We start from the raw sequence: 26,333 nt of genomic DNA on the forward strand, positions 1-26,333 counted from the left end.
CCTCCCGCACGGACGACGGTTTCAAGCAAGGTTGGGCTGTCACCATGGTCAAGGAGACCGGTTTCGCGCCGGCGCAAGCCTATTACCGGAGTGGAATGACTTGAAATCGCTAAAGGTTCAACGCGACTATGTCGCAGCTCAGAAAAGCTTCGACAAACGCCAGTATCACGACGTCCTGGCCATCATTAACCGTCTGCTGAACGTCGATCGGGATCCGCGCCATTATGCTCTCCTCGGCGCCACGCTCGTGAAGATGCAGATGAAGACCGAAGCGGCGCAGGCCTTCCAGCTCGCCGGCGAGCAGGAATCGCGACATCGGCTGAAATATCTGCGTGAAGCGATGCGACTTCATTTCGCCAACAACGACGACATCAGCCTGCTTAGAATCGGCGGAAAGATCCTCAACGAGGCGATCGCCGATCCCGACATGGCGCTTCTCATGTCCGGCGCCCTGATGCGCCAGGAAATGGAAGGTTCCTCGGTCTTCCAAAAAACGCTGGCGGCCAGCGACAATCCCGAACACCGCCGGTTCTCGATCCGCTCGATCAGGATCACGACGCGCAGCGAGGACGAACACAAGCTCATCGTCGATACGTTCGAGAGAGAACCCGACGACAAGATATTGCGCAACTACTATCTAACCGTCATGCGCGACACGAACAATTACGAGGTCATCGACAAATACGACCCGATCCTGAAGGCGGAAATCGATGCCGGGCAGTTCGAGCCGTTCTACGACGAGATCTCGCTCTACAACATCCGCTGGTGCACCGACGAGCGCGTCAACGCGATCGCTGGCGCCGCGCGCGTCCGCAAACCGCCGGGCGTTACCGCCAAACGGCACGCAATGCCGCACAAGTGGAACGACAAGATCAAGATCGGCTACCTCTCCTCCGACCTTTGGACCGAACACGCCGTCATGAAGGCGTTCCGCGGCGTGCTCGAAGCGCATGACAAGAACAAGTTCGACATCACGCTATTTTGCAACGCGTCCGAAAAGACGATTAAGGAAAGCAATACGGCCGCCCGCGAATCCTGGGGCAAGATCATCTCCATCCGCAGCATGACAGACGACGAGGCCGCCGATGCGATCAAGGCGGAGAACATCGACGTCCTGATCGACCTGCAGGGACATACGGCCGATACGCGCGTGACGCTGATGAACGAGATGACCGCGCCCGTGCACGCCACCTGGCTCGGTTATCCCGGCACCGTCGTGAATGTCGACATCGACTACCTGATCGCCGACCGCACGGTGGTTCCGGAAAGCTCGTTCGCGAACTATTACGAGAAGATCTGCTGGATGCCGGAGACCTTCTTCCCCAACGACGCCATCCATCGTCCGCTGCCGCGCAAGATCGACCGCCGCATCTGCCATATGCCGGAAGATGCCTTCATCTTCTCGTCCTTCCATACACACTGGAAAATCAGCCGCACGACGCTTGACCTCTGGATCCGGATCCTCAAGGAAACGCCGGGCAGCTATCTCTTCCTCATCTGCAAGGAAGCCTATGGCTCGCGCAAAAACCTCCTGAAAGGCTTTACGGATGCCGGCATCGACGCCGACCGTATCCTGTTCGGCGATCGCGTCATCGATTATGCGGCCTATCTCGACCGTATCGCAAAGACGGATCTCGGCCTCGACACCTATCCGTACAACGGTCACACCACGACTTCGGAAAAGCTGTGGTGCGGCCTGCCGATGCTGACCCACAAGGGCGTCAACTTCGCTTCGCGAGTGAGCGAAAGCCTGCTCAACGCCGTCGGCATACCCGAAATGATCTGCGAGACGATGGACGACTATGTCGAACGCGCCGTCTACTACTTCAACCACCGGGAAGAGCTTGCCGAAATCCGCGGGCGGCTCGAAAGGAACCGCTTCAGCGAACCGCTATTCGACGCGGAACGCTTCTGCCGCCACCTGGAAACGGCCTATACCATGATGGTCGACCGGGCTAAGGCAAAGAAGAAGCCGGACCATTTCGCGGTCCCGGCGCTGCCGCCGCGCGAAGGCGCCTTCATCACCCGGACGGAATAATCTCTTCGAAAAACAAGCGGCCGGGAGTTTCCCGGCCCTTCCCCTTGCCTGATCCTATCCGAAAGAACGGATAAGACTGCCGACGAGCAGGTTCCAGCCGTCGATCAGCACGAAGAAGAGAATCTTGAACGGCAGAGAGATCGAGGTCGGCGGCAGCATCATCATGCCCATCGCCATGGTAATCGCAGCGACGATCATGTCGATCACCAGGAACGGCAGGATGATCAGGAAGCCGATTTCGAAGCCTCGCCGGATTTCCGACAGCATGAAGGCCGGAATGAGCACCCGGTAGTCGATCGCCTGCGGGGTTCCGACCGACTGATTGCGTTCGCGGGCAATCTCGACGAAAAGCTCCAGGTCCTTGTCGCGGGTATTGGCCGACATGAAGACGCGGAAGGGCTCGGCAATGCGCTGCACGGCTTCCGCTTCGGTGATCTGGTTCTGCAGAAGCGGCTGGACGCCTTCGTTCCAGGCCCGGTCGAAGGTTGGCGACATGACATAGAAGGTCATGAACAGCGCCATCGAGATCAGGATCATGTTCGAAGGCGCGCTCGAAAGACCCATGCCGGACCGCAGAATGGAAAAGGCGATCACGAAACGCGGGAAGCTCGTGACCATGATCAGGATGCCCGGCGCGACGGAAAGGACCGTCAGGAGCCCGAAGGTGCGGATGATCCATGCGGCAGCGGAACCATCGACCGGCAGATTGAGAAGATCCGCAGGCGATTGCTGGGCGAGTGCCAGCCCAGGTGTCGCGATTAGGGCGACGAGCAGATAGATCAGCCGAATCATGCGATCACGAGGTCCGTTGCATCACCTTCGATAGTCACCCGGGACGAGCAAGGTCAACAGCCGGCCGGAGGAAGCGGCCGTTCGTGAACAGGAAGATGCACGGAAACGCCCCCTGGCTGACATCCCGGGCAGGCAGAGCCGGAAGGCGGGGCTTCAGTTTTGCACAAGTCTCGGCGGCTAGCGTCTGATCAGCAATCTCACAATGGCGCGGGGAGCCTGAATACGAATCAATTGTGCGGATGTCTGTGATGAGGCCGTCTCCAACTACGGCGACGCCACCGGACCCGCATCGCCAACAACACCGCTAAGCCGTTGCCGACGAGTCAGGCCCGCACGGCTCGGCAAACTCCGGTCGAGGAAATTTCAGTGAACTCCATCAAGCTCAGCATCTGCATTCCAACCTACAACCGTGCCCCGCACCTTCGCTCGTGCCTGGAACGCATCAAGGCATTCACGTTCGGCTTCCCCTACGAGATCGTCATTTCCGATAACGCCTCGACGGACAATACCGCCGAGGTCGCCCGGGAATTTGCCGCTCACATGCCGATCAACTACTTCGTGAGGGCGGAGAACAACGGCGCCGTCATCAACGTGAACGCCGCTTTCCGGCGTGCGCGCGGCGAATACGCGGTCTATCTGGCAGACGACGACCGGCTCGTTCTGGAAGGCCTCCTGAATGCGATAAAATTTCTGGATACGCATCCCTCCGTCCTGGTTTGCCATGCGCCCTGGTACCTCTATGACGGCGTCCTTGAAGTGGATACCGGCAAGTTCTACGAGGTCGAAGAAGATGTCATCTTCCCGCGTCACAGCTTCGGCGAAGTTTTCAACTTCATGTATCGTGGGCACATATTCCCGGAAATCGCGGTGTTTCGCACCGACGCGCTGAGAGCGACATGGGTGCCGCGCGACATCTGCTTCTACGCCTTCCCCATGCTGGCGCATCTGCTCGACAAGGGCGACGTCGCATTCCTCAAGGAGCCCTTCTACAAGCAGGTCGGCCGGTCGGAACACGGCCGCGACAGGCGCCAGGGCGGTCACGACATCGCCATGTCCGGCTGGGATCAGTATCGCGGCGGCCTGGAATATTTCCTCTACTTCGGCACCAAGCGCGGCCAGATCCGCGCCCAGGACGACGACAAGCTGACGCAGGAACACATGTGCCGCACGTTCACAATGGTGCGCATGACCGTGGCGCTGCGGCTGCTCGTCGGCTTCAGAGAATTCGTGAAGGCCTACGAAGTCTATACGCGACTGATCTTCGGCGGCTTCGATACGCATCCGGAAGTTACCAAGGTTCGGGACGGCCTTGGGCTTGCCGCGGCTCTCGAAACCCTTGCCTGGCAGGTGAATGCTGCGGCTGAGATCGACAATCTGATCATCTCCGGCTTCCTTGACGCGGAAATCATCAAGGAACGCATCGCGAAGGTCAATTTCCCCGAGCGGGTTGCGATCATCAACGAGCCGGCAGAGCATTCGCCCGAATTCGCGAACCGGGCCGCGGTACTCGTTTTTCTTCCCGAACAGCGCCAGCGCTTCGTCGATCTCGGATATCCGCCGAACATGGTGTTCGCCCAGGAAGACCTTATCCAGACCATCCTGATCTAGAACTGCGAGCCATCCCGGATGATGGCAAGAGGGGCAAGCCGGATCCCGGGAAACCCGGGACCCGACCCCAGTGGTAGGAGATACCGAATTGAAAGCTGTTATTCTCGCCGGCGGGTTGGGGACCCGCATTTCCGAGGAGACGCATCTGAGGCCCAAGCCGATGATCGAGATCGGCGGACGGCCGATCCTCTGGCACATCATGAAGCTCTATTCGGCCCACGGCGTGAACGAATTCATCATCTGCTGCGGCTACAAGGGCTATGTGATCAAGGAATATTTTGCCAACTATTTCCTGCACATGTCCGACGTTACCTTCGACATGGCCTATAACGAGATGCAGGTGCACCGGCGCAGCGCCGAGCCGTGGAAGGTCACCCTGGTCGATACCGGCGAATCGACGATGACCGGCGGCCGCCTGAAGCGCGTCGGGCAATATCTGCGCAACGAGGAGGCCTTCTGCTTCACCTATGGCGACGGCCTGAGCAACGTCGACATCTCCGAAGTCATCAAATTCCATCTCGCTCACGGCAAGATGGCGACGGTAACCGCCGTCCATCCCCCCGGCCGCTACGGTGCGCTCGAGCGTTCCGGCAGCCAGGTGACGGGTTTCGTCGAAAAGCCGCGCGGTGACGGCGGCATGATCAACGGCGGCTTCTTCGTGCTGTCGCCCAAGAGCATCGACCTCGTCGAAGCCGACAGCACGCCCTGGGAGGCCACGCCGATGACCTCGCTCGCCTCGATGGGCGAACTGATGGCCTATGAGCACGAAGGCTTCTGGCAGCCGATGGACACGCTGCGCGAAAAGAACATGCTCGAAGACCTCTGGGCCTCCGGAAATGCTCCCTGGAAGATATGGTCGTGACCGGCGGAGCCATGCCCGATGCCGGCTTCTGGGCCGGCAAACGCGTCCTTCTGACCGGACACACCGGCTTCAAGGGCAGCTGGCTGTCCCTCTGGCTGACGCGGCTCGGCGCCGAGGTCACCGGCATTTCGCTGCCGCCTGAAACCGAGCCCAGCCTTTTTGTGCTTGCGCGCCCGGAGCTGAAGCAGAGCCATTTCCAGGATATCCGCGACGCGGAGGCGCTTGCCGATCTCGTGAGGGCCGCCGCGCCGGAGATCGTCCTGCATCTCGGCGCGCAGGCCCTGGTCAGGGCAAGCTATCGCGATCCGCTCGGCACGTTCGCGACGAATGTTCAGGGTACGGCGAATCTTCTCGAAGCCGTTCGGCAGGCCGGATCGGCGCGGGTGGTCGTGGCGATCACCACCGACAAGGTCTACCAGAACCTCGAACATGCCTTTCCCTACCGGGAAACCGACCATATCGGCGGCCACGATCCCTACAGCGCCAGCAAGGCGGCAAGCGAGATCGTCATTTCGAGCTACCGTGATTCGTTCCTCAGGGAAAAAGGAACCGCGGTCGCCAGCGCCCGCGCCGGCAACGTCATCGGCGGCGGCGACTGGTCGGCCGACCGGCTTTTGCCGGATGCGGTACGCGCCTGGCAGGCCGGCAATATCCTGCAGGTGCGCCGCCCCGAGGCAAAACGCCCGTGGCAGCACGTGCTGGAACCGCTCTGCGCCTATCTCGTGCTGGCCGAACGGCTATGGGGTGACGCATCGCTTGCGAACGCCTTCAACTTCGGCCCCGTCAGCCACGAAGCCGCACCGGTGCGGCAGGTGATCGAGATCGCCCGCGCATCCTATGGCCGCGGCGAGGTGGAATACGGCGACGGCACCGAAGGCCCGCATGAAGCCGGCTGGCTCGCCCTGGAAACCGCCAAGGCGCGGCATATCTTGGGAATCGAGCCGCGCTGGTCGCTTGCGCAAGCCGTGGACCGGACGATGAAATGGTATCGCGCCCAGCGCGACGGCACCGACGCCCGCGCGCTCTGCGAGGCCGAAATCGCCGACTACGAGGCACGCCCTTGAGCCGCTTTGCCGTGACCGATCTGCCGCTTGCCGGCCTGAAGCGCGTCGAACGCCAGAACCTCGGCGATTCGCGCGGTTTCCTGTCGCGCATGTTCTGCGCCGATGAACTCGCGGAGGCCGGCTGGGAAAAGCCGATCGCGCAGATCAACCTGACGATGACGGCGAAGAAGGGTACCGTGCGCGGCATGCATTTCCAGCATCCGCCGCATTCGGAAATGAAGCTCGTCAATTGCGTGCGCGGCGCCGTCTTTGATGTCGCCGTCGACTTGCGGGCCGGATCGCCGACCTTCCTGAAATGGCATGCGGAAGAGCTGTCGGCTGAAAACCGCCGCTCGCTGCTGATCCCGGAGGGTTTCGCCCACGGCTTCCAGACGCTGACCGACGATTGCGAGCTCCTCTATTTCCATTCGGCTCCCCACGCCGCGGGTTTCGAGGGCGCGCTCAATTCGCAGGATCCGACGCTTGCCATAACCTGGCCGCTGATCATCGGCGAAATGTCCGAGCGGGACCGTAACCATCCATATCTGACAGAACAATTTACAGGACTGACGCCATGAAATGCCGTCATTGCGGCAGCGAACTGCGCTGCGACTTCCTCGATCTCGGCTTCGCGCCGCCATCCAACGCCTACCTGACGGCCGAGGACCTTGCGAGGCCGGAAGTCTATTTTCCGCTGCGGCTGAAGACCTGCGAGGAATGCTGGCTGGTCCAGACCGAGGATTATGCGGCGGCAGACGAGCTGTTCAGCGCCGAATACGCCTATTTCTCCAGCGCCTCGACGAGCTGGCTCACCCATGCGGCCCGCTATGCCGAGATGATCACCGCCCGGCTCGGCCTCGACCGGGACAGCATGGTCATCGAGGTCGCCTCCAACGACGGTTATCTCCTGAAGAATTTCGTCAAGGCCGGCATTCCCTGCCTGGGTGTCGAGCCGACCGACAGCACGGCGGATGCGGCCGAAGCGCTCGGCGTTCCGGTTTTGCGCGAATTTTTCGGCGAAGAGCTCGGCAAGAAGCTGGCCGGCGACGGCAAAGGCGCCGACCTCATCCTCGGCAACAACGTCTATGCGCATGTGCCCGACATCAACGATTTCACCCGCGGCCTGAAGGCGGCGCTGAAACCCGGCGGCACGATCACGCTCGAATTCCCGCACCTGATGCGGCTTCTCGAACAGAACCAGTTTGACACCGTCTATCACGAGCACTTCTCCTATCTGTCGCTCTTCACGGTCGGCAGGATCTTCGAAAGCACCGGCCTGCGCGTCTTCGACGTCGAGGAACTGCCGACCCATGGCGGCAGCCTACGCGTCTACGGCTGCCATGCGGAGGATGCCCGGCAGACCACCGAAGCAGTCACCGCGCTGCTTGCCGAGGAGGAACGCCGCGGCATGCGCACCACGACTCCTTATGCCGGTTTCCAGGCAAAGGCCGAGACGGTGAAGAACGACGCGCTCGCCTTCCTCTTGCAGGCAAAGCGCGACGGCAAGACGGTGGCCGCCTACGGCGCCGCCGCCAAGGGCAATACCCTCCTCAATTTCGCCGGCGTCAAACCGGACCTGCTTCCCTTTGTCTGCGATGCCGCGGCGGCCAAGCAGAACAAGTTCATGCCGGGCAGCCATATCCCCATCCTGCATCCGGACGCGATTTCACAGCGCCGGCCGGACTACGTTATGATCCTGCCCTGGAATATCGCAGCGGAAGTTCGCCAGCAGCTCGCTTCGCTCGCCGAGCAGGGAACAAAGTTCGTCACCGCCGTGCCGCAACTGGAAATCAAATGACGACGACAAGCTCGTTGCGGGAGAGACGGTCCGGCCTCCTCCCAATCGCGCACTGGTAACTTTTTGGAAAGAGCGTCGAACCCGAAGGTTCAATCGGAGACGGGCGCCCAGGGATGAAGCGCGTGGAAACGCGCGACCGGTATTTCCATCCGCAGGTAACCGAAGTCGACCTCGACCCCCTCCTCACCGTCTGTGGCGTATCGAACCATCTCGGGCTCCTCGATACGCCGGAGCGGCGAGCGTTCGACGATCTCGAAGCCGAGACGCTCGTAGAGCCTGATCGCCGCCGTGTTGTTCGAAAAGACATGAAGCTGGACGACCGGGACGGCAAGCCTCCTGAACATCCAGGCTATCAGGGCGACAGCACTGTAGAACATCAAGCTCTTTTCGCCGCCGGGGCGACCGCGCATGACGTTGTCCACCTCGGCCCTGCCGGGCGCGATGTTGCTGATGCCGATGTGACCGAGCCGCTCGCCCTCGATGCCCCGAACAATGAAAAGAACGCGGTCGCTGGCTGATAGAACGACATTCTGAAGCCAGGATGCGGTTCTCTCCACCCTGGCTTCGAATTGTGTCAGAAACGATGTTCTTGCGGCATTGCGCCATTCGGTCAGATCGCCGGCAAGACCATCTTCTTCCGCCAGCGCCCGGTCGAGGCAATGCAGTTCCCCGAGCAGCCGCCCGGTTTCATCGCGGATGGCAACGACGAGCCGCATGGCGGGATCGCCGTTATCCTTGAAGGAACGCATGTCGGAAAGGTTCATCTGGCGATGTCTTTCGCTGGCCCGAACGAAATCGGATCAGTTCGCGCCCTTGCGGACGCAATAACCGCCCGGCGAAGAAGAAAGCACGAGCTTGCCGTTAAGGACCGGATCGACCTCGAACATATCGTTCTCGGCCATATATTCCTTCAGCGCCTGCAGAGGTTCGTCGCCCTGCAGCCAGACTTTCGAACGCTTGGTGAAAGCCTGTTCCGGGGTCAGATGGCCGATCAGCGTATCCGCCACCACGAGATAACATCCCTCCGTCACCAGTTCGCCATAGGCGCGGCATTCAGCAAGGACGTGTTCGCGGGAATGATCGCTATCCAGCACGACCATGACACGGGCGCCCGGCGGAATCTCGGCCTTGACGGCTTCCAGAATGTCGGCGTCGACCGAGCCGCCCTGGATCATCTTGATGTAACGAGACAGGGGATGGCTTTCGATGGCCTCACGATTATGCGCGCGAATATCGATATCGACGCCGATCACCTTGGCGTCGGTCTTGCCCATGGCCGCCAGCAGCGACGCCATGAAGATCAGCGAGCCGCCCCGGGCAATGCCGGTCTCGATGATGATATCCGGCTTGGTGTTCCAGATGACCTCCTGCGTCGCCATGATATCCGCCGGCGTCTGGATGATCGGCAGACCCATCCAGGACCAGAGATAGAAGTAGTCGTATTTGTCCAGCGTGATCATGGTGTTCAAAGACTGCTGGAATGCAGCCTCGTCCTCACCCAGCGCCAGAGACATCTTCTTCTTGTGCTCTTCGAATTCGAGCCGATCGTCCTTCGTGGTCATGTGATTTCCAAAGCCCTGTAATTTCCGGATTGCTGTTATCTAGCGGCAGCCGAACGAGACTGGCGGCCGCGCACTGCCACGAGATCGAGCAGCGTCGCGGCCACCCGGTCGATATCCTCGTCGGTCATGTCATGGTAACTGGGAAGATTGATGGCGCGCTGCGGAATGCCCCAGGCGTTGACGTTGTAGGCGTTGCCCTCGTCGCGCTTGTCCTCGAACATCGGCAGGCTCGACAGCGGATGGAAGAAAACCCGCGCGTCGATATCGGCGTCGTGGAAGGCCTTCTGCAGGTCCTCGCTGGTGATGCCCCATCCTTCCGAGAAGACCACCGTCGGCATCCATGCGCCGTTGACGGTTCCTGGATGTTCCGGGTTGAGTTCGATGCCGGAAATGCCGGAGAGCTTTGTCTTGTAAGCCTGAAGGATTTCGCGCTTGCGGGCCGTCAGTTCCTCGATGCGTTCCATCTGACCGCAGCCGATCGCCGCCTGCACGTTGGACATCTTGTATTTGAAGCCGATCACATCCGGCCAGAACTGCTTCGTCTGACCGCGGGCACGTCCGTGGTTGCTGAAGGTCAGCACGCGCTCGTAGAGGTCCGGATCGCTGGTCACGAACATGCCGCCTTCGCCGGTCGTCACGGTCTTGGTGCCGTGGAAGGAGAAGGTGCCGAAGCGGCCCATCGAACCGGCGCGCTTGCCGTTGATGGCCGAGCCGAGGGCCTCGGCCGCATCCTCGATCACCGCGATGCCGTGCTTTTCGCCGATCGCTAGCAGGGCGTCCATGTCGCAGAGATTGCCGTAGATGTGAGTCGCGATGATCGCCTTGGTGCGCGGGGTGATGTGCTTTTCGACCTGGACTGGATCCAGGCACCAGGTATCGGGAAGAATGTCGACGAAAACAGGTGCCGCGCCGAGATGCATGACCGGCGCCACGGTCGCGACCCAGTTGGTATCCGCCAGGATCACCTCGTCGCCGGAGCCGATATCAAGCGCGGCGAGGCCCATGTGCATGGCGCCGGTGCAGCTCGACGTCGCGATCGCATATTCGACGCCGAGATGTTCGCGGAACATCCGCTCGAAGCGATGGATGTAATCGTAGCACTTGGCGCCCCAGCCGGTCTCCACCGCATCCGCCGCATAGCGCATTTCCACTTCGGTGATCGACGGCTTGGTGTAGAAAATCCTGGACATGGGCAGCACGTTCTCAAGGTTGAGGGGTAGCCTCACGCGAGCTAACAGGAAACATTTGCTCGGGGCTTATGGTGTTCATATGGCACCGCGGGCCGGACGTCCGCGGGCAAGGGCAATGCGGGCACCGTCTATTCGATGACGAAGGTGCGGAACATCACCTTGGCGACCTTACCCTGCGAGCGCAGATCGACGCGCTCCTGGATGTCGTCCTTCAGATACTGAAAGCCGCGCGGGCCCTCGATCTGCTGCAGCGAGACGGTGCGCATGTAGCCGAGGATATCCTGATGGATGCTTTCCGCAAGCGGCATTTCCGGCGGCCCCTTGAAGGCGAGCGCCACTTCCAGCCTGATCCAGTTCTCCGACGGATAGGCGAGATTGGTGGTGATCGGCTCCAGAAGCACGACGCCGTTGGCCTCGGTGGAGATATGGGGAAGTCCCTCCTCCTTCTTGCCGGCTTCACCATGCCCGCCGGCCGCCGCCTCTTCGTGCTTGGCCTCAGCCGCTGGATCCTTGGGCGCGATCATTCCACCGACGACCCAGCCGCCGGCGGCGCCGACGAGCGTCACGATCGCGACGCCCGCGATTACCATGATCGAGCCGCCCTTTTTTTTACCGCCGGCGTCGGTTCCCTGCGCTTCTTCCGCCATGCTCTTCAAACCTTCATATCAAGAGGCTTCCGCCCGGCGTCATCAGAAGGGCGAGAACAGATCGACGACCTGCTGACCGACCGGGGGCTGCTGGACTTCCGTCAGACGACCGCGGCCACCGTAGGAGATACGGGCTTCGGCGATCTTGTCGTAGGAGATCATGTTGGAGGAATCGACGTCCTGCGGACGCACGATACCGGCGACGTTCAGGATGCGGATCTCATGATTGACGCGGACTTCCTGCGAGCCGCTGATCAGGAGGTTGCCGTTTTCCAGAATGCCGGTGACGACCGCGGCCACGAGCAGCTTCAGGGTCTCGGCCCGCTTGGTGGTACCTTTGCCCTGCGTATCGGTATTCGAATCGGTCCCGAGATCACCGGTCGTGCCTGCCTCGGGGGTCCAGCCGAACAGGTTGCTGAGGTTGGCGGCCCAGGTCAGGCTGGTCGAGTTCTTGCGGTTGCGCTCCGTCTGGTTGTCGAACGACGCCTTGTCGTTGATCTTGATGTCGACGGTCAGGATATCGCCGACATTGAGCGCCCGGCTGTCCTTGAAGAGCGCGGCCTGATTGTCGCTCCACAGCGAGTAACCGCTGGCCATCTGGCGCGGCTGCTTCGGATAGGACGACATCTGCGGCGTCTGCGCATATTGCAGACCGCTGCCGATCGGGCTCATGGACGGCGCATTGCCGATCTCCTTGATCGTCTGACTGCTGCAGCCGGCCAGAAAGAGAACAGCCATGATGGCGGGAATGCGTTTCGTCATGAGGGTGCTTTCGGAGTATTGGGAGTGCGTGCTTTCGACGTGTTGGGGTCGGTCGCGCTGGAGATGATCGTCGAGATCATGCCGGCCTTTTCCGGGTCCATTTCACTGAGAAAGAGTGCCGACTGGCGCGCCGGGAGCTGCATAATGATCGCCGCGGCGATCTCAAGCTTCATCTCGGCGAGTTGGGGGGCGGCCGCATCCGGTTTCATCGTCTTGAAGATATCGACCAGGCCGGCCTGGGCGCGCGCCAGGAAGTCGTTGCGGCGCTTGAGCCAGTCCTGGTATTCGGCCGTCCGCTCCTCGAGCGCCTTGATGCGGATATCGACGTCGGCCTGCAGCTTGTCCAGTTCCTGCTTCTGCAGAAGGTAGCGCTGGTCGCGCGCCGCGTCGGCGATGTTGGTGCAGAACTTCTGGATCTCGTCGCTGGTCGAGGTTTCGGACACCGCGGCCGGCTGCTGGGCGCCCACCTGGCCGACAAGCGTCAGGACAGCGGCGGCGGCAAGCACGCGGCGCGCCATTCTTCTGGATATGGAAATGGTGAACAGGGTCTCGGTCATTGCAGGACGAGCTCCGCTTGAAGGGCGCCGGCGGACTTGATGCCCTGCAGGATGGCGATGATGCCGTCCGGCTTGACGCCGATGCTGTTGAGGCCGGCAACGAGAGTGCGCAGGTCGGGGCCGTTCAGGATCGCCACCTGGCCGCCTTCCTTCATCGCCATGATGTCCGTCTGCGGCTGCACCGCGGTCTCACCGCGCGAGAAGGGTTCCGGCTGAATGACCTGGGGGGTCTCGGTCACCTGCACCGTCAGCGTGCCGTAGCTGACCGCGACGCGCGATATCTTGACGTCCGCGCCGATGACGATCGTGCCGGTACGTTCGTTGACCACGACCTTGGCGGGCGTGTCGGTCTCGACCACCAGATTTTCGATCTCCGCCATCAGGCGGGCCAGATCGGCGGATTTCGGCTTCTGGACGACCACTTCCTGGCTGTCGCGCGGCTCGGCGATCGGGCCGCCGTAGCGGCGTGCCGCGAAACTGTTGACGATGTCGGAAACGCGGACCGCCGTCGAGAAATCCGGGTTGCGGAGCTGCAGCACGAGGTTCACCGAATCCTTGAACTTCGACGGCAGTTCCCGTTCGATGATCGCGCCGTTCGGCACGCGGGCGGCGGTGGTGACACCTTCCGTCAGCGTGGCGGCCTGGCCCTGGGCCGAAAAGCCGGAAACGACGAGGGCGCCCTGCGCGACGGCGTAGATCTGCCCGTCGGCGCCGGAAAGCGACGTCATAACAAGCGTGCCGCCGCGCAGCGAGCTTGCGTCGCCGAGCGAGCTGACCGTGACGTCGATGCGGCTGCCGGGGCTGGCGAAAGGCGGCAGGTTGGCCGTGACCATGACGGCGGCGACGTTCTTGGCATTGGACTGGCTGCCCTGGGTGGAAATGCCGAGATTCTGCAGCATCGCCCGCATGGACTGGTCGGTGAACGGCGAGGAGCGCAGGCTGTCGCCCGTGCCCTGGAGACCGACGACCAGACCGTAACCGATGAGCTGGTTGTCGCGGCCCGCCTGCAGCGAGGCGATATCCTTGACGCGGGCGGAAACGGTGGTGTTCGTCTGCGCGGCCGCCGGCGTCGCGCCGAGGAGCGCGCCGATGAGGGCCAGAGCTGCGATGAAACGGTTCTTTCTCATTTCGCCACCACCTGCACCGAGCCGTCGGCCATGACGGTGCCGCTTACCGTGACGCCCGAATCGGTGTTGCGAACGCGGATCAGGTCACCGATCGCCGCATTTTCGAGCGGCGAACCCTGGGCCGAGATGATCATGTTGCCGATGCTGAAGGTCAGCCGGACGGCCTTGCCGCGGGTGACGGCGTAGGCCTGGCGCAGTGCCGAAGCGGGAATGGTACGGCCCGGCAGCAGCGTGCGTTTCGCGACCATGCCGACGACTTCGCCGACCTTGCGCGTGAAGTCGCCGGAAAGGTTCGGATTGGTGACCTCGACCTCGTCCACGACGCCCGAGGTGATTTCCTCCCCGGGATAGATGATGCGGTTGGGCACGACGGCCGTCCCCATGTCGGCCAGGACGGGCGAGCCCGCCGCCGCAAGCATCGCTGCCAGAAGCGGCATGGCCAGGGCCATCCTTGTCGGCTTGGCGCCAATCGCATTTTTCCGGCGAAACATCATGTCTGCCCGTCTCCTGTTTTTACTTCAGGTTTTTGCTGACGATCGAAGCCATCTCATCTGCGGTGGTGATGACCTTGGAGTTCATCTCGTAGGCGCGTTGGGCGGAGATCAGGTCGGTGATCTCGCGCACGGCATCGACGTTCGAGCTTTCGAGGTAACCCTGCTTCAGGTAACCGAAGCCCGGATCCTCCGGTGCCGCGACGATCGGCTCGCCGGATGCGGCCGTCTGCTGGAACAGGTTGTCGCCGAGCGGCTGGAGGCCGGCCTCGTTGACGAAGTTGGCGATCGTCAGCTGGCCGATTTCGGTGAAGTCGGCGTCGTTGCCGATGCGCACCATGACCTGGCCCGTGCGGGTGATCTTGGTTTCGCTGGTATCGGCGGGGAAGGTGATGTTCGGCACGACGGCATAACCGTCGATCGTCACCATCTGGCCTTCGGCATTCTTGTTGAAGGAACCGGCGCGGCTGTAGAGGGTCTGGCCGTCCGGAGTCTGGATCTGGTACCAGCCTCGGCCGACGATCGCGACGTCGAGATCGTTTTCGGTGTGGCTCAGCTCGCCCTGGGTATGGATGTTGCGCACCGCGGACGTCTGCACGCCAAGGCCGATATTGGCGCCTTCCGGCACGATCGCCTGGTTGGCTCGGTTCGGCACGCCCTGGGCGCGTTCGCTCTGGTAGAGCAGGTCGGAAAATTCGGCACGGGCACGCTTGTAGCCCGTCGTGTTGATGTTTGCGATGTTGTTCGCAATGACTTCGAGATTGGTCTGCTGGGCATCCATGCCCGTGGCTGCGACGGAAAGCGCTCTCATGTCTTCGTCCTAATCTTTAAATCTGCATCTTGGTGACTTCGAGATAGGCGGAGACGATCTTGTCGCGCAGCGCCATGGCGGTCTGGAGCGACTGCTGCGCTTCCAGGACCGCGTCCACGACTTCACGGGTGTTCGCCTTGCCCTGGATGGCCTTGAAGGACATCGATTCGGCGCCCTTCAGGCTGTTCATCGTGTCGACCGCCATGTCTCCCAGCACGCTGGCGAAGTCCATGCCGGTATTCTGGCCGGGCGTCGCCGCCTGGGCGCCGAACATCGAGGTGCCGGACGTGGAACCGATCTCGTCAATGCCGTTGGACAGAGAGAGGGAGCTTACGTTTTGGATTTTATCGATCATTGCCCGGCCTTCAGGAGGTCAATCGTCGCGGCGATCAGTTCGCGCGTCTGCTTGATGGTCTGGATGTTGGCGTCGTAGGAGCGATTGGCTTCCCGCATGTCCGCCATCTCGATCAACATGTTAACGTTGGGCAGCTTGACCATGCCTCGCTCGTCGGCCGCCGGATGGTCCGGATCGTATTCCTGGATGAATTTCGACTTGTCGACGCCGAGCTTCTTGACCTCGACGACGTCCACGCCGCTTGCCCGGTCCAGTTCGGAACCGAAGGTGATCGTCTTGCGGCGATAGGGGTCGGCTCCCGGCGTGTCGCCGGTGGAGCGCGCATTGGCAATATTTTCGGAAACGATCCTGAGACGCGTCGACTGCGCCTCCATTCCCGATCCGGCGATTTTCAGGGAGGCTGAAAGCGGATCCATTTGCTTACCTCTTTACTGTCAGCAGCATCATGCTGTGAAACGACTTCACGAGACCTGTGCTTAGTTCGTATTGACGCTTGATTTCGCCCGTCTTGGTCAGCTCCTCGGCGAGCGAGACGGTATTGCCGGATTCCTGCACGCCGATTTCCTCGTTCAGTTCCGCTTCCTTGATCTCAACGTCTTCGCTGAGATTGCTTGAGGCCATGTGGCCGGGATGCGTGCGGGCCATCTGCATGTTCTGGGTCTTGTCCAGAACCGCGTCGAAGGGCGTTACGTCCTTCGCCTTGAATTTCGGCGTGTTGGCATTGGCGATATTGCCCGCAACAACTTCCTGACGGACCGAAAGCCACTCGGCTTGACGGCCCGCCATTTCGAACAGTTGAATCGGTTGCATAGGCTTTTCTCCATCTTTCCTCTGAAGACTAGCCCGGTAACCTTGCGTCGGACTTACGGGCGCGCCGCGCCGGTGTCGCGATAGACTTCCCCGGTGGAAGTAACGATCACCCACTTGCCGTCGCGCTGTTCGAGCGTCGCCAATTTGCTGTTGTCGGGCAGGATCGAGCCGACCCGGACCATATACATGCCGGAGCCGTCTTCGATGAGCGCTCGGCCGTTCGCCACATGCAGCAGCCGAAAGCCGCTCTTGCCGGGGAACGGCTGCTCTTCGCGGAACGCGCCGCCGTTGCGCGTCTCGCCGATCGACGATGTGGTCGCGGTGGTGAGCGCATCCATCGGATCGGTCGGAATCGGCCTGTCGTCCTTGGTGCTGTCGGTCATGGCGAGCGGCGAAACGCTGACGACCTGGCGCCCGTTGCCGGGCGGCAGGTCGCGGGTGCGTCCGAGCGTCTCGGTCCTGATCCCGAACTTGTCCTCGTTGAAGAAGACGTACCAGGGAAAGAAAGCCGATGCCGCCGCAAGGGCGATCCCGGTCGCGACCAGGACCCTGTCCCCAAGCCGCGATGAAAAGGCTTCCGATTTCTGCGGCGCGGCCGTCTCTTCTTTGTCCAGGCTCATGGAGCTATCACCTTCTTGCTATGGCCGTTTGCGGGTTGCCCTGCCCCGCCGCTGCCCGGAGCGCGGTCGCGAGATCCGCATAGGCATCGGCGGCCGGTTTTTCCCCCGGCGTCTGCTTCAGGACCTCGTAGATGACCGGCACCTGCTTGATCGCCATGTCGAGATCCGGGTCGCTGCCGGCGCGATAACCGCCGATCAGGCGCAGGTCGCGCGTCTCCTCGTAGCGATGCACCAGCGATTTCAGGCGCGACACCAGCTTTTCCTGATCTTCCGTCCACGCCTTGCGGGCGAGACGCGAGATCGAGGCGAGCGGATTGATCGGCGGATAACGCCCCTCTTCCGCCAGCGAACGGTCGAGCACGATGTGGCCGTCAAGAATGCCGCGCGTCGAGTCGGCGATCGGGTCGTTGTGATTGTCGCCGTCGACGAGGATCGAGATGATCGCCGTGATCGTGCCGGTGCCTTCGAGACCGGGGCCGGCGCGCTCCAGGAGCCGCGGCAGTTCGGTAAAGACGGAAGCCGGATAACCGCGGGCGATCGGCGGTTCGCCGGAGGCGACCGCCACCTCGCGGATCGCATGGGCGAAACGGGTCACGCTGTCGGCGATGAAGAGTACGTTATCGCCCTGGTCGCGGAAATGTTCGGCGATGGTGATCGCCACCAGCGGCGCCATCTTGCGCAGCATCGGGCTTTCGTCGCTCGTCGCCACGACGGCGATCGATTTCGCCATGTGCTCGCCGAGCGTATCCTCGATGAATTCGCGCACTTCGCGGCCACGTTCGCCGACCAGCGCGATAACCACCTTGTCGAAGGCGTCGGCTCGGGCGAGCATCGACAGAAGCGTCGATTTGCCGACGCCGGAGCCGGCGAAAATGCCGAGACGCTGGCCGAGGCAGAGCGGCGAGAAGATGTCGATCGCCCGTACCCCGGTCTTGAAACCCGTTTCGACGCGGCTTCGCGCCATCGAGGGTGGCGCGGTGGCGGCGATCGAGCGGGGATTGAGACCGCGGCCAATCGGTCCCTTCCCGTCGATCGGCTCGCAGAGCGAACTGATGGTGCGGCCGCACCAGCTGTCGTCGGGGGCAACACGGAAGGCGCCCTTGCGGATCACGGTGTCGCCGATGCCGATCGGCTCGCCCGGTTCGATCGGGCAGACATAGATGATGTCCTGTTCGACGCGGACCACCTCGCCGAGGTGAATGCCCGTGGCGCTGCGGTGGGCGACGAATTCTCCGAGCCGCACATGCTTTGAAAGGCCGGCGACGGTGTAATGCCCCGCCGCGATCGCCTTCACATGGCCGCCATGGGCGACGGAGACCGCCGGATCGGCGTAACGCGCCGCAAGACCTGCGAGCTGCGCGAGCCTGCCGCCATTGACCGCATCGAGGATAGCCGCTTCCATCATGGTGGGCCCTCTTCCCTAATCGTTAGTTGGAACCGCCCAGCGTCTTGATCGCGTCGTCCAGTGAGCTTTCGCTGTCCTTCATGAGCGCCGAGATGCTTTCGAAAGCCCGGTTGACCTGGATGAGCTGGGTCATCTCGCCGATGCCGTTGACGTTCGACTGCTCGATGTAACCCTGGGCGATGGCGTTCTCGAAGCTTTCGACGACCGGCTGCGGATTGTCGACGGGAATGACGCCTTCGTTCTCATAGCGGTTGAAGCCCTTCGAGATGTCCGCCGTGAACAGGCCGAGGGTGGCGACCTGATTGCCGTCCTGCCGCAGAATGCCGTCGGCGCCGACGGTCGGAGGACCGCCTTCGCGATTGAGTTGGATCTGCGCGCCGCCGGCATCGAGCACGGGGAAACCGCGGATCGACCGCAACTGGCCGGTCTCGTCCATGGTGAAGCGGCCGTCGCGGGTCAGCACCTGGCCGGCCGGAGTCTCGATGGCGAACCAGGCATCGCCTTTGATGGCGAAATCGAGCGGGTTGCCGGTCTGCTGCAGCTGACCGGTCCTGGTCGACAGATAATCGTTACCCTGGGTGACAAAGGCAACCTTGGCATTGATGTCGTTCTGGGTCTTGCTCAGAACCTCGTCGAACTTCACTTCCGTCGAGCGGAAGCCAACGGTGTTCATGTTGGCTATGTTGTCGGCGATCGTGTTCAAGCGACGCTCGAGCGCGATCTGAGAAGAAATGCCGACATAAAGTCCGGACTGCATATCATTTGCCTCCGAGTTTCAGATTATTGATCGAGATGAGAAGATCCGTGGAAATGCCGCTCGACGGGTTGTTGAAGGGCGCAAGCGGATCGTAGTTGTCCGACGGGTTGTTGATTTCCCACATCGCGGTGAAGCGCTCCAGGAACTTGCCGACCTTGGCTGGGTCCTGGAAATCCTTGATATCGATCGCGTCCTCGATGTACTTCGCCTGGCGGTCGAGGTCGGCGCCGATGATTTCGTCGGGCAGGCTCAGCGTCGTGCGCACCACTTCCGAAAGCGCGTCGTCGGCGAGGATTTCCATGCCGGATTTGATGGTGGGAGCGGTGCGCTCGAAATAAAGCGCCAGGCGCACGCCCATGTTCTCTTCGCCGGCCTCTTCCTCCAGCGTCTGGCGCTGGAACTTGTCGACGACGCCTTTCTGGGCCTTGTCGAAACTGGTGGCCGTCGTGCCGTAGGCCGCGAAGTTCAGCGATTCGACCAGCGACTTGTAACGCGGATCGGAAAGCTGGTTGGCGAAATCCTTCTCGCCGTCGACGCCCTCCGTCAGCACCTTGCGAATGAAGGCCTTGGCATAGGCCATGTCCTCGAGACCGTGGGCCTTGAGCGCGTAATTGTAGATGCGCGTATCGGCCATGAAGTCATCGACGGTTTTGATGCCGCCGATCTTGGAGAGATAATAGTCGGTCTCGCGGGCGACATCCGGCTTTTCCGCGACGCGTGCCAGAGACTTCGGCAGATCGCGGCTGATCATTGTATAGCTGGTGTAGGTCGTGATCACGATAGCTAACCCAAGGTCCGCGGAAGCGGCGGACATCGCTCATGGAACGGGCAATCCGGTCCGATCGTGGCGGAAGCTATGCGCGAAGACTTGTGCGAGGCTGGCTCGTCTCTTTGCCTTGTTTTAGCAGTCCAGGAACCAGCCTCACGCAAGCCAGAGGCCGTATCCCCGAGACAACGAACACGATCGGGCAGAGTTACGCGATGAATATTGTTATCGGATTTGTCATCACCGTCGGCTGTATTCTGGGTGGCTTCATGGCCATGGGCGGCCACGTCGATGTTCTCGTGCAGCCGTTCGAGCTGATGATCATCGGCGGCGCCGGTCTCGGCGGCTTCATCATGGCGAACCCGATGAAGGTCGTGAAGGATTCGGGCAAGGCGCTCGGCGAGGCCTTCAAGAATACCGTACCGAAGGAACGCAACTATCTCGACGTTCTCGGCGTGCTCTATTCCCTCATGCGCGACCTTCGAACCAAGTCGCGCAACGAAATCGAAGCCCATATCGACAATCCGGACGAATCCTCGATCTTCCAGACCGCCCCGACGGTGCTGAAGAACAAGGAACTCACCGCCTTCATCTGCGACTATGTGCGCCTCATCATCATCGGCAATGCCCGCTCCCACGAGATCGAGGCGCTGATGGACGAAGAGCTCGATACGATGTTCGCCGACAAGATGAAGCCCTATCACGCGATCACCGCGATGGGCGACTCGTTCCCGGCCATCGGTATCGTCGCCGCCGTTCTCGGGGTCATCAAGGCGATGGGCAAGATCAACGAATCGCCGGAAGTTCTCGGCGGCCTCATCGGTGCCGCACTCGTCGGCACCATGCTCGGCATCTTCCTGTCCTACTCGGTCTGCAATCCGCTGACCTCGCAGATCAAGATCGTCCGCACCAAGCAGCACCGCCTCTACATCATCGTCAAGCAGACCCTGCTTGCCTACATGAACGGCTCCGTGCCGCAGGTCGCGCTCGAATACGGACGCAAGACGATTTCCAACAAAGAACGGCCCTCGATCGACTCGGTCGAGCAGGAAATGATGAATCCTGGTGGTGAAAAGGCGGCATGATGACGACCAACCAAGCGACCCCAAATCAAGCGACTTTGGCATCCGCGCCGGGAATGGACCTGGCGCTTCTCGCAAAACTGACGGGCGGCCTCGGCGACAAGCGGACGGTCGAGAGGATCAGCAGCGAGTTCGCTCAGCTCTACATGGAGTTCCTGCCGGACGTCTTCCACAGCGAGACCGGCATCCGCATCGACTGCTCCTTCGTCAGCTGCACGTCGGGGCTGATGAACGATCTGGTCGCCGATCTCGGCGACGGCTTCGTCCTCTCGGACGGCGCGCTACGCAACTGGTGCCCGAATTTCGTTCTCGCCTGCGGCAACGGCTTCATCATCGCGCTGATGGAACTGATGCTCGGCGCGGCCGCCGATACGGTCATCCAGCCGATCGAGCGTCCCCTTTCGGACATCGAGCTCGACCTTGCGGTGATGGTTTTCGAGCGGATGGCCAACGTGCTCCGCTCCGGCGTCAATGCGCCGGGCGGATTCGAGGCAAGCCTCGAACGGCCGCATAACGCTGAAGACCGGCCGAAGCCCGACGATCTGGCCCGGCCCGAATTCGGCGTCGCGATCCGCATGACGCTGGGTTTCGGATCGATCACCTCGGAATTCGCCCTCGTCATCCCGCAGCGCGCATTCCTGAAAACCAAGGTCACGGCGCCGAAGGCCACGAGCCAGGCTTCCAAGGTCAAGCAGGAATGGACAGACCGCATGAACGACCAGGTTCGCCGCTCGCATGTCACCCTCGAAGCGCGCATCCGCCTCGAAAAACTGACGCTCGGCGTCATCTCCCGGCTGGCCCGGGGCGACGTGATCGCCTTCCAGGACAAGCAGGATGTCCACGTTCAGGTCAGCGCCAACGGCAAGGACATGTATTCGTGCGAATTCGGACGCTCGGGAGAGCGTTATACAGTTCGCGTAAAGGATAATATCAGTACCGACGATGAGATTCTCAGACACCTGATAGGCTAGGACCGCTTTTGCCCGCGGCGCTTCGGCAAGGCAGGCTGACGCAAGTTTCAACAGGAATAATGACCGCATGGCTACGAAGAAGACACCTATCACCGATGACGACGCGCTGATGCCGGCCGGCAATGAGGTCGAGCTGGATCAGGCCATCGACGATCTGCGCGGCGTCTTGAAGGCCGATGCCGACGGCGGCGTGCCGGGCTTCGATGCCGATTTCGGCGCATCTCCGGCCGCGGACTTTTCGGCCGATGCGACATCCTTCGGCGGCGGCTTCGAAGCGCAGACCGAAAGCTTCGGCGGCGGTGGCGGCTTCGGCGGCGCGGCGAGCAGCTTCGGCGGCAACGATTTCGGCGGCGGTTTCGGCGGCTCGTCGGCAGGCTCCGCCACCTACCAGGCGCCGGGGAGCGCGCTGAACGCCAATCTCGACCTGATCATGGACATTCCGATCGACGTCGAAATCGTGCTCGGAACCAGCCGTATGCAGGTCTCCGGCCTGATGAGCCTGGAAGAAGGTGCAACGATCTCGCTCGACAAACGGATCGGTGAACCGGTCGAGATCATGGTGAACGGCCGGCGGATCGGCAAGGGTGAGATCACCGTCCTGGAAAACGACGACACGCGCTTCGGCGTGAGACTGACGGAAGTACTGAGCACGAGAAGAACCTGATCCCTGTTTGGGACAGAGAGGGAAGACCATGATGGACTTTGAGGATTTCGGTGGCAGCGCGCTCTCGACCAAACCGTTGTCCCAGGCCGAAAAGGCCGCGGCTGTTCTCCTTGCCATGGGTAAAGGGGTCGCAGGCAAGCTTCTCAAGTATTTTACCCAGAGCGAGCTGCAGAATATCATCTCCTGTGCGCAGACCCTGCGGTCCATCCCTCCGGATGAACTTCTCCAGCTCGTCAACGAGTTCGAGGACCTGTTCACCGAAGGCACCGGCCTCATGGACAATGCCGCGGCGATCGAAGGCATTCTCGAAGCAGGCCTGACGCCCGAGGAAGTGGACGGACTGCTCGGCCGTCGCGCCGCGTTCGACGATTACCAGGCCAATATCTGGGACCGCCTGGGTGACGCCGATCCTGCCTTCGTCGGTAAATTCCTGTCGCGCGAGCATCCTCAGACGATCGCCTACATTCTCTCCCAGATGCCGTCCACTTTCGGCGCCAAGGTGCTGCTGCAGCTGCCCGACAGTCGCCGGCCGGACGTCATGAACCGCGCCGTCAACATGAAGGAGGTCAGCCCCAAGGCCGCCGAAATCATCGAGAAGCGCGTCATCGAACTTATCGCCGCCGTCGATGCGGAACGCAACTCCAACGGTTCGAATAAGGTCGCCGAGCTGATGAACGAGCTGGAGAAGAGCCAGGTCGACACCCTGCTCACCTCGCTCGAAACGATCAGCAAGGAATCGGTCAACAAGGTCCGCCCGAAGATCTTCCTCTTCGAAGACCTCATGTCGATGCCGCAACGCAGCCGTGTCATGCTGCTCAACGACGTCGCCGCGGACATTCTTACGATGGCGCTGCGCGGCGCCGGCAACGAAATCAAGGAATGCGTGCTCTCGGCGATCAGCCCCCGCCAGCGCCGCATGATCGAGAGTGATCTCACCGCCCAGCCGGCCAACCTCAATCCGCGCGAAGTGGCCATGGCCCGTCGCGCGGTTGCCCAGGAAGCGATCCGGCTGGCCAATTCGGGACAGATCATTCTCAAGGAAGAGAAGAAGGACGAAGCGGCCTGACGCCAGGAATAAAGCACGAGGAAGAAGACGGAGCGGGATCATCTCCCCGCTCCGTTTTCATTTCCGGCCGCATTTGAGGGATGCCGGGGCGTCCACCCACAGTCTTTTTGTTGACTCGATTCGCGGCTAACCGGGGTTTCGGTAACATGCCGATGGCGGCGGCCGATTCGTTCGAGCCACGTCCCTGCAACCCCGAGGTCGATTGGTCCCCAAGCCGTGTCGGACGAAGATAAAGACAGCAAAACAGAAAACCCTACCGCCAAACGAATGACCGAGGCGGCGGAGAAGGGTAACGTCCCTGTCTCGCGCGAAGTTCCGCTGTTTGCCTCCATCCTCGCTTTCTACATTTTCCTGGTTTTCTTCCTGCCGTCGAGCATTGCCAAGCTCGGCGAGACCCTGAAGGATCTTTTCGAACAGCCGGATCAATGGCGGCTCGAAAACACGACTGACGTCGTCTCCTTGAGCGTCCATCTCGGCTGGGCCATGGCGGCGTTCCTCATTCCGGCGATGCTGCTTTTCATCATCTTCGGTCTCGCATCGTCGTTTGCGCAGAACATTCCGTCGATGGTGCTCGAACGCGTCAGGCCGCAGATTTCGCGCGTTTCGCCCTCCAAGGGATTCGGCCGCATCTACAGCGGTCCGGGCTTCGTCGAATTCGGCAAGTCGCTGTTCAAGATCCTGATTGTCTCGATCATCATGTATTTCGCCCTGCGCGGCGAGTTCTTCGCCTCGCTCGACGCGATGTTCTCCGATCCGCAGGTGATTCTCGTCAAGCTCGACGCGATCGTCAGGAAAATGGTGATCGTCGTCGTCATTTCCACCGCGCTGCTTGCGGTGGTCGACGTCCTGTGGACGCGCTACCACTGGTACCAGCAGCTCAGAATGACCAAACAGGAGGTCAAGGACGAATACAAGCAGGCGCAGGGCGACCCGATCGTCAAATCGCGCCAGAAATCGGTGGCCCGCGACCGCGCCCGGCGGCGCATGATCAACAACGTGCCGCGCGCCACGCTCGTCATCGCAAACCCCACGCACTATGCGGTGGCGCTCCGCTATGTGCGCGAGGAGAACGACGCTCCGGTGGTGGTCGCCAAGGGGCAGGACCTGATCGCGCTCAGAATCCGTGAAATCGCGGAGGCCAACGATATCCCCGTTTTCGAGGACCCGCCCCTGGCACGCTCCATGTTTGCGCAAGTCTCGGTGGATAGTGTTATCCCACCAGCCTTTTACAAGGCCGTGGCAGAACTCGTGCACCGGGTCTACGCATCCCGGTCGCTCAAGAAACGGACCCGCTGAGCGTCATGAAGAAATGCACCTATTCCACCGAACGAGAAGAAATCGTCGCCAACGCAATCAGCCCGGTGGCATCCGAACTTCGCCTGCTCGATGCCGGTGATCTCATCTCGCTTCTGCGTCTGGAGTGCTACAGCAGCCTTGCCGATCTCGTATCGTCGGCGGCGGAGCTCTATTTTCACCCCGGCACGGTGAGTTTCGGTGCCGGCGGGGACTACACGCTGGAGTGGGGCGGCCAGCCCGAGGTGGTGCTCGACCTCGAGATCAAGCCTCGTGGCGTATCGGTCTATGCGCGCCTGACGCTTGCCGACCGGCAGGCCGGCGTGGAAATCGACCACATTTCCTTCCAGGAACCGTCCGAGAACCCCGACGACAACACCGCCTTCCTGGCCCAGACCCTGCAGGAAGCCAAGTTCGTCAGGACGAGCGCCTCGCAGTAAGGCGTCCCTCCCGCGCATGACGCGCGGCAGTCTGGCTGTTCGGCCCGATTTTCATACGCTCAGTGGATGTAGCCGAGCCTGATCGCCTTGGCGATCGCCTGGATACGGTTGACCGAATCGAGCTTGATCGTAGCCGAGCCCAGATAGGCGTTGACGGTATGGACCGAGAGGCCGAGTTTCTCGGCGATTTCTTCGCTGATCCTTCCGTCGCCGGCGAGCTGCAGACAGGCGATCTCCCGCTCGCTCAGTGATTCGGCCGGCACGCTGCGGCGCTCGTCGAGCGCCAGGAGGTCCATCATCACCTGGCAGCTCCTGACGTGCTGATCGATGATCACGTCGCTCGCGAGCTCCATCGTCGTTGCCAGAAACGTCACATAGCCATTGCCGAGCGCGCCGAGCCGAACCGGAAAGGCGATGCCGGAAAAAGGAACCACGTCCGCGTCCAGGCGCCGCGTCAGCGCCGAGAATTCGCCCGCATCCGCGAAGCTGGTGTTTTCCGACCCGTTCCAGATCAGCGGCAAGAGCGACAGTTCGATATGTTCGAGCAGTACCTCGCCGTAGCCATGCATAAGCTGGTTGCCGCTCTCGAGCGAGCCGGTCGTCCAGTTGTCCAGCTCGCAGACAAGCTTGCGTTTGTTGGGCAGGCCCGCGCCGGCAATCCGGAAGACCGCGAAATTGCGCGCCTTCAGGTTCTTCTGCATGGCGATGAGCTTGGGGAAGATGTCGGACCGGCTCGAGGCGCGCTGCAGGCGCAGATACTGGATGCTTCCAGGTCCTTCTGCCGTGCCGGTGCGCGAATAGCCCATCGAAAGTCTG

The 26,333-nt window shown here is 61.6% G+C and carries 30 protein-coding genes; 12 read left to right on the plus strand and 18 right to left on the minus strand.

Annotated features, from left to right (window positions below; all coding sequences use genetic code 11):
• Positions 1 to 100 precede the first annotated feature (100 nt).
• Positions 101 to 2,038, plus strand: a complete 1,938-nt coding sequence (locus DMO26_RS05240; protein WP_162894718.1) for an O-linked N-acetylglucosamine transferase, SPINDLY family protein — start codon at positions 101 to 103, stop codon at positions 2,036 to 2,038.
• 54 nt (positions 2,039 to 2,092) lie between these two features.
• On the opposite strand, the gene fliP is transcribed toward DMO26_RS05240, so the two are convergent.
• Entirely contained in the window at positions 2,093 to 2,830 is a 738-nt protein-coding gene (gene fliP / locus DMO26_RS05245; protein WP_117190944.1) for a flagellar type III secretion system pore protein FliP, read from the minus strand.
• Between the two features lie 366 nt (positions 2,831 to 3,196).
• Here fliP and DMO26_RS05250 point away from each other — a divergent pair, with 366 nt between their 5' ends.
• From DMO26_RS05250 to DMO26_RS05270, 5 genes are all read left to right on the plus strand, one after another.
• The gene (locus DMO26_RS05250; RefSeq protein WP_117190945.1) at positions 3,197 to 4,438 is read left to right on the plus strand and encodes a glycosyltransferase family 2 protein; all 1,242 of its coding nucleotides are present in this window, start codon (positions 3,197 to 3,199) and stop codon (positions 4,436 to 4,438) included.
• Between the two features lie 88 nt (positions 4,439 to 4,526).
• A complete protein-coding gene (rfbF, locus tag DMO26_RS05255) occupies positions 4,527 to 5,300 on the plus strand; it encodes a glucose-1-phosphate cytidylyltransferase (protein ID WP_117190946.1) in 774 nt (257 codons plus the stop codon).
• On the plus strand, positions 5,291 to 6,364 hold the full coding sequence (gene rfbG, locus DMO26_RS05260; protein ID WP_117190947.1) for a CDP-glucose 4,6-dehydratase: 1,074 nt from the start codon (positions 5,291 to 5,293) through the stop codon (positions 6,362 to 6,364). Before rfbF ends, rfbG begins: the two co-directional genes overlap by 10 nt.
• Entirely contained in the window at positions 6,361 to 6,921 is a 561-nt protein-coding gene (locus tag DMO26_RS05265; RefSeq protein ID WP_117190948.1) for a dTDP-4-dehydrorhamnose 3,5-epimerase family protein, read from the plus strand. Before rfbG ends, DMO26_RS05265 begins: the two co-directional genes overlap by 4 nt.
• Positions 6,918 to 8,141 carry a class I SAM-dependent methyltransferase gene (locus DMO26_RS05270; protein WP_117190949.1) on the plus strand — a complete coding sequence of 408 codons (1,224 nt, stop codon included), beginning with the start codon at positions 6,918 to 6,920 and terminating at the stop codon, positions 8,139 to 8,141. The genes DMO26_RS05265 and DMO26_RS05270 overlap by 4 nt, the downstream gene beginning before the upstream one ends.
• An 89-nt stretch (positions 8,142 to 8,230) precedes the next feature.
• Here DMO26_RS05270 and DMO26_RS05275 read toward each other — a convergent pair whose 3' ends face one another.
• The 16 genes from DMO26_RS05275 to DMO26_RS05350 form a co-directional block, all read right to left on the minus strand.
• Complete coding sequence (locus DMO26_RS05275; protein WP_117190950.1) at positions 8,231 to 8,905, minus strand: GNAT family N-acetyltransferase; 675 nt, start codon at positions 8,903 to 8,905, stop codon at positions 8,231 to 8,233.
• Between the two features lie 36 nt (positions 8,906 to 8,941).
• Complete coding sequence (locus DMO26_RS05280) at positions 8,942 to 9,703, minus strand: cephalosporin hydroxylase family protein (protein WP_117190951.1); 762 nt, start codon at positions 9,701 to 9,703, stop codon at positions 8,942 to 8,944.
• Between the two features lie 35 nt (positions 9,704 to 9,738).
• Positions 9,739 to 10,893, minus strand: a complete 1,155-nt coding sequence (locus DMO26_RS05285) for a DegT/DnrJ/EryC1/StrS family aminotransferase (protein WP_117190952.1) — start codon at positions 10,891 to 10,893, stop codon at positions 9,739 to 9,741.
• Between the two features lie 128 nt (positions 10,894 to 11,021).
• On the minus strand, positions 11,022 to 11,540 hold the full coding sequence (locus DMO26_RS05290; protein ID WP_117190953.1) for a flagellar basal body-associated FliL family protein: 519 nt from the start codon (positions 11,538 to 11,540) through the stop codon (positions 11,022 to 11,024).
• 42 nt (positions 11,541 to 11,582) lie between these two features.
• On the minus strand, positions 11,583 to 12,302 hold the full coding sequence (gene flgH, locus DMO26_RS05295) for a flagellar basal body L-ring protein FlgH (protein ID WP_117190954.1): 720 nt from the start codon (positions 12,300 to 12,302) through the stop codon (positions 11,583 to 11,585).
• Positions 12,299 to 12,859 (minus strand): MotE family protein, encoded by a 561-nt coding sequence (locus DMO26_RS05300; protein WP_117190955.1) that lies wholly within the window; start codon positions 12,857 to 12,859, stop codon positions 12,299 to 12,301. Before DMO26_RS05300 ends, flgH begins: the two co-directional genes overlap by 4 nt.
• On the minus strand, positions 12,856 to 13,986 hold the full coding sequence (locus tag DMO26_RS05305; RefSeq protein WP_117190956.1) for a flagellar basal body P-ring protein FlgI: 1,131 nt from the start codon (positions 13,984 to 13,986) through the stop codon (positions 12,856 to 12,858). Before DMO26_RS05305 ends, DMO26_RS05300 begins: the two co-directional genes overlap by 4 nt.
• Entirely contained in the window at positions 13,983 to 14,435 is a 453-nt protein-coding gene (gene flgA / locus DMO26_RS05310; protein WP_404947017.1) for a flagellar basal body P-ring formation chaperone FlgA, read from the minus strand. The genes DMO26_RS05305 and flgA overlap by 4 nt, the downstream gene beginning before the upstream one ends.
• A 64-nt stretch (positions 14,436 to 14,499) precedes the next feature.
• On the minus strand, positions 14,500 to 15,288 hold the full coding sequence (gene flgG, locus DMO26_RS05315) for a flagellar basal-body rod protein FlgG (protein WP_117190958.1): 789 nt from the start codon (positions 15,286 to 15,288) through the stop codon (positions 14,500 to 14,502).
• A gap of 16 nt (positions 15,289 to 15,304) precedes the next feature.
• On the minus strand, positions 15,305 to 15,643 hold the full coding sequence (locus DMO26_RS05320) for a flagellar hook-basal body complex protein FliE (RefSeq protein WP_117190959.1): 339 nt from the start codon (positions 15,641 to 15,643) through the stop codon (positions 15,305 to 15,307).
• A complete protein-coding gene (gene flgC / locus DMO26_RS05325; RefSeq protein WP_117190960.1) occupies positions 15,640 to 16,059 on the minus strand; it encodes a flagellar basal body rod protein FlgC in 420 nt (139 codons plus the stop codon). The genes DMO26_RS05320 and flgC overlap by 4 nt, the downstream gene beginning before the upstream one ends.
• 4 nt (positions 16,060 to 16,063) lie before the next feature.
• On the minus strand, positions 16,064 to 16,453 hold the full coding sequence (gene flgB / locus DMO26_RS05330; RefSeq protein ID WP_117190961.1) for a flagellar basal body rod protein FlgB: 390 nt from the start codon (positions 16,451 to 16,453) through the stop codon (positions 16,064 to 16,066).
• Between the two features lie 53 nt (positions 16,454 to 16,506).
• A complete protein-coding gene (locus tag DMO26_RS05335; protein WP_117190962.1) occupies positions 16,507 to 17,073 on the minus strand; it encodes a flagellar protein in 567 nt (188 codons plus the stop codon).
• Between the two features lie 7 nt (positions 17,074 to 17,080).
• Positions 17,081 to 18,478, minus strand: a complete 1,398-nt coding sequence (fliI, locus tag DMO26_RS05340; protein ID WP_117190963.1) for a flagellar protein export ATPase FliI — start codon at positions 18,476 to 18,478, stop codon at positions 17,081 to 17,083.
• Positions 18,479 to 18,500: 22 nt separating this feature from the next.
• Positions 18,501 to 19,235 (minus strand): flagellar basal-body rod protein FlgF, encoded by a 735-nt coding sequence (flgF, locus tag DMO26_RS05345; RefSeq protein WP_117190964.1) that lies wholly within the window; start codon positions 19,233 to 19,235, stop codon positions 18,501 to 18,503.
• Position 19,236: 1 nt separating this feature from the next.
• On the minus strand, positions 19,237 to 20,013 hold the full coding sequence (locus DMO26_RS05350) for a DUF1217 domain-containing protein (RefSeq protein ID WP_162894719.1): 777 nt from the start codon (positions 20,011 to 20,013) through the stop codon (positions 19,237 to 19,239).
• 203 nt (positions 20,014 to 20,216) lie between these two features.
• Here DMO26_RS05350 and motA point away from each other — a divergent pair, with 203 nt between their 5' ends.
• From motA to DMO26_RS05380, 6 genes are all read left to right on the plus strand, one after another.
• Positions 20,217 to 21,086: a flagellar motor stator protein MotA gene (gene motA, locus DMO26_RS05355; protein WP_117190966.1), complete on the plus strand. Its 870-nt coding sequence runs from the start codon at positions 20,217 to 20,219 to the stop codon at positions 21,084 to 21,086.
• Positions 21,083 to 22,054 carry a FliM/FliN family flagellar motor switch protein gene (locus DMO26_RS05360; RefSeq protein ID WP_117190967.1) on the plus strand — a complete coding sequence of 324 codons (972 nt, stop codon included), beginning with the start codon at positions 21,083 to 21,085 and terminating at the stop codon, positions 22,052 to 22,054. Before motA ends, DMO26_RS05360 begins: the two co-directional genes overlap by 4 nt.
• Positions 22,055 to 22,121: 67 nt before the next feature.
• Entirely contained in the window at positions 22,122 to 22,718 is a 597-nt protein-coding gene (fliN, locus tag DMO26_RS05365; RefSeq protein WP_117190968.1) for a flagellar motor switch protein FliN, read from the plus strand.
• A gap of 28 nt (positions 22,719 to 22,746) precedes the next feature.
• A complete protein-coding gene (gene fliG, locus DMO26_RS05370; protein WP_117190969.1) occupies positions 22,747 to 23,784 on the plus strand; it encodes a flagellar motor switch protein FliG in 1,038 nt (345 codons plus the stop codon).
• Positions 23,785 to 24,000: 216 nt separating this feature from the next.
• Positions 24,001 to 25,080, plus strand: a complete 1,080-nt coding sequence (gene flhB, locus DMO26_RS05375; RefSeq protein WP_117190970.1) for a flagellar biosynthesis protein FlhB — start codon at positions 24,001 to 24,003, stop codon at positions 25,078 to 25,080.
• Positions 25,081 to 25,085: 5 nt separating this feature from the next.
• Positions 25,086 to 25,517 carry a hypothetical protein gene (locus DMO26_RS05380; protein WP_117190971.1) on the plus strand — a complete coding sequence of 144 codons (432 nt, stop codon included), beginning with the start codon at positions 25,086 to 25,088 and terminating at the stop codon, positions 25,515 to 25,517.
• A 59-nt stretch (positions 25,518 to 25,576) separates the two neighbouring features.
• Here the strand turns inward: DMO26_RS05380 and visR are convergent, their stop codons facing one another.
• Positions 25,577 to 26,323: a transcriptional regulator VisR gene (visR, locus tag DMO26_RS05385; protein ID WP_117190972.1), complete on the minus strand. Its 747-nt coding sequence runs from the start codon at positions 26,321 to 26,323 to the stop codon at positions 25,577 to 25,579.
• Positions 26,324 to 26,333 lie beyond the last annotated feature (10 nt).

Source organism: Rhizobium terrae (assembly GCF_003425685.1).
GTDB lineage: Bacteria > Pseudomonadota > Alphaproteobacteria > Rhizobiales > Rhizobiaceae > Neorhizobium > Neorhizobium terrae.

Coding starts and splice junctions, on each gene's coding strand:
- DMO26_RS05270 (WP_117190949.1), top strand. CDS start 6,918: ATGAAATGCCGTCATTGCGGCAGCGAACTGCGCTGCGACTTCCTCGAT.
- DMO26_RS05285 (WP_117190952.1), bottom strand. CDS start 10,893: ATGTCCAGGATTTTCTACACCAAGCCGTCGATCACCGAAGTGGAAATG.
- rfbG (WP_117190947.1), top strand. CDS start 5,291: ATGGTCGTGACCGGCGGAGCCATGCCCGATGCCGGCTTCTGGGCCGGC.
- DMO26_RS05335 (WP_117190962.1), bottom strand. CDS start 17,073: ATGAGCCTGGACAAAGAAGAGACGGCCGCGCCGCAGAAATCGGAAGCC.
- DMO26_RS05280 (WP_117190951.1), bottom strand. CDS start 9,703: ATGACCACGAAGGACGATCGGCTCGAATTCGAAGAGCACAAGAAGAAG.
- flgH (WP_117190954.1), bottom strand. CDS start 12,302: ATGACGAAACGCATTCCCGCCATCATGGCTGTTCTCTTTCTGGCCGGC.
- fliN (WP_117190968.1), top strand. CDS start 22,122: ATGGCTACGAAGAAGACACCTATCACCGATGACGACGCGCTGATGCCG.
- fliP (WP_117190944.1), bottom strand. CDS start 2,830: ATGATTCGGCTGATCTATCTGCTCGTCGCCCTAATCGCGACACCTGGG.
- DMO26_RS05320 (WP_117190959.1), bottom strand. CDS start 15,643: ATGATCGATAAAATCCAAAACGTAAGCTCCCTCTCTCTGTCCAACGGC.
- DMO26_RS05290 (WP_117190953.1), bottom strand. CDS start 11,540: ATGGCGGAAGAAGCGCAGGGAACCGACGCCGGCGGTAAAAAAAAGGGC.
- flgF (WP_117190964.1), bottom strand. CDS start 19,235: ATGCAGTCCGGACTTTATGTCGGCATTTCTTCTCAGATCGCGCTCGAG.
- flgC (WP_117190960.1), bottom strand. CDS start 16,059: ATGGATCCGCTTTCAGCCTCCCTGAAAATCGCCGGATCGGGAATGGAG.
- flgB (WP_117190961.1), bottom strand. CDS start 16,453: ATGCAACCGATTCAACTGTTCGAAATGGCGGGCCGTCAAGCCGAGTGG.
- motA (WP_117190966.1), top strand. CDS start 20,217: ATGAATATTGTTATCGGATTTGTCATCACCGTCGGCTGTATTCTGGGT.
- DMO26_RS05305 (WP_117190956.1), bottom strand. CDS start 13,986: ATGAGAAAGAACCGTTTCATCGCAGCTCTGGCCCTCATCGGCGCGCTC.
- fliI (WP_117190963.1), bottom strand. CDS start 18,478: ATGATGGAAGCGGCTATCCTCGATGCGGTCAATGGCGGCAGGCTCGCG.
- DMO26_RS05275 (WP_117190950.1), bottom strand. CDS start 8,905: ATGAACCTTTCCGACATGCGTTCCTTCAAGGATAACGGCGATCCCGCC.
- flgG (WP_117190958.1), bottom strand. CDS start 15,288: ATGAGAGCGCTTTCCGTCGCAGCCACGGGCATGGATGCCCAGCAGACC.
- fliG (WP_117190969.1), top strand. CDS start 22,747: ATGATGGACTTTGAGGATTTCGGTGGCAGCGCGCTCTCGACCAAACCG.
- DMO26_RS05360 (WP_117190967.1), top strand. CDS start 21,083: ATGATGACGACCAACCAAGCGACCCCAAATCAAGCGACTTTGGCATCC.
- DMO26_RS05300 (WP_117190955.1), bottom strand. CDS start 12,859: ATGACCGAGACCCTGTTCACCATTTCCATATCCAGAAGAATGGCGCGC.
- visR (WP_117190972.1), bottom strand. CDS start 26,323: ATGGGCTATTCGCGCACCGGCACGGCAGAAGGACCTGGAAGCATCCAG.
- flgA (WP_404947017.1), bottom strand. CDS start 14,435: ATGGCCCTGGCCATGCCGCTTCTGGCAGCGATGCTTGCGGCGGCGGGC.
- DMO26_RS05380 (WP_117190971.1), top strand. CDS start 25,086: ATGAAGAAATGCACCTATTCCACCGAACGAGAAGAAATCGTCGCCAAC.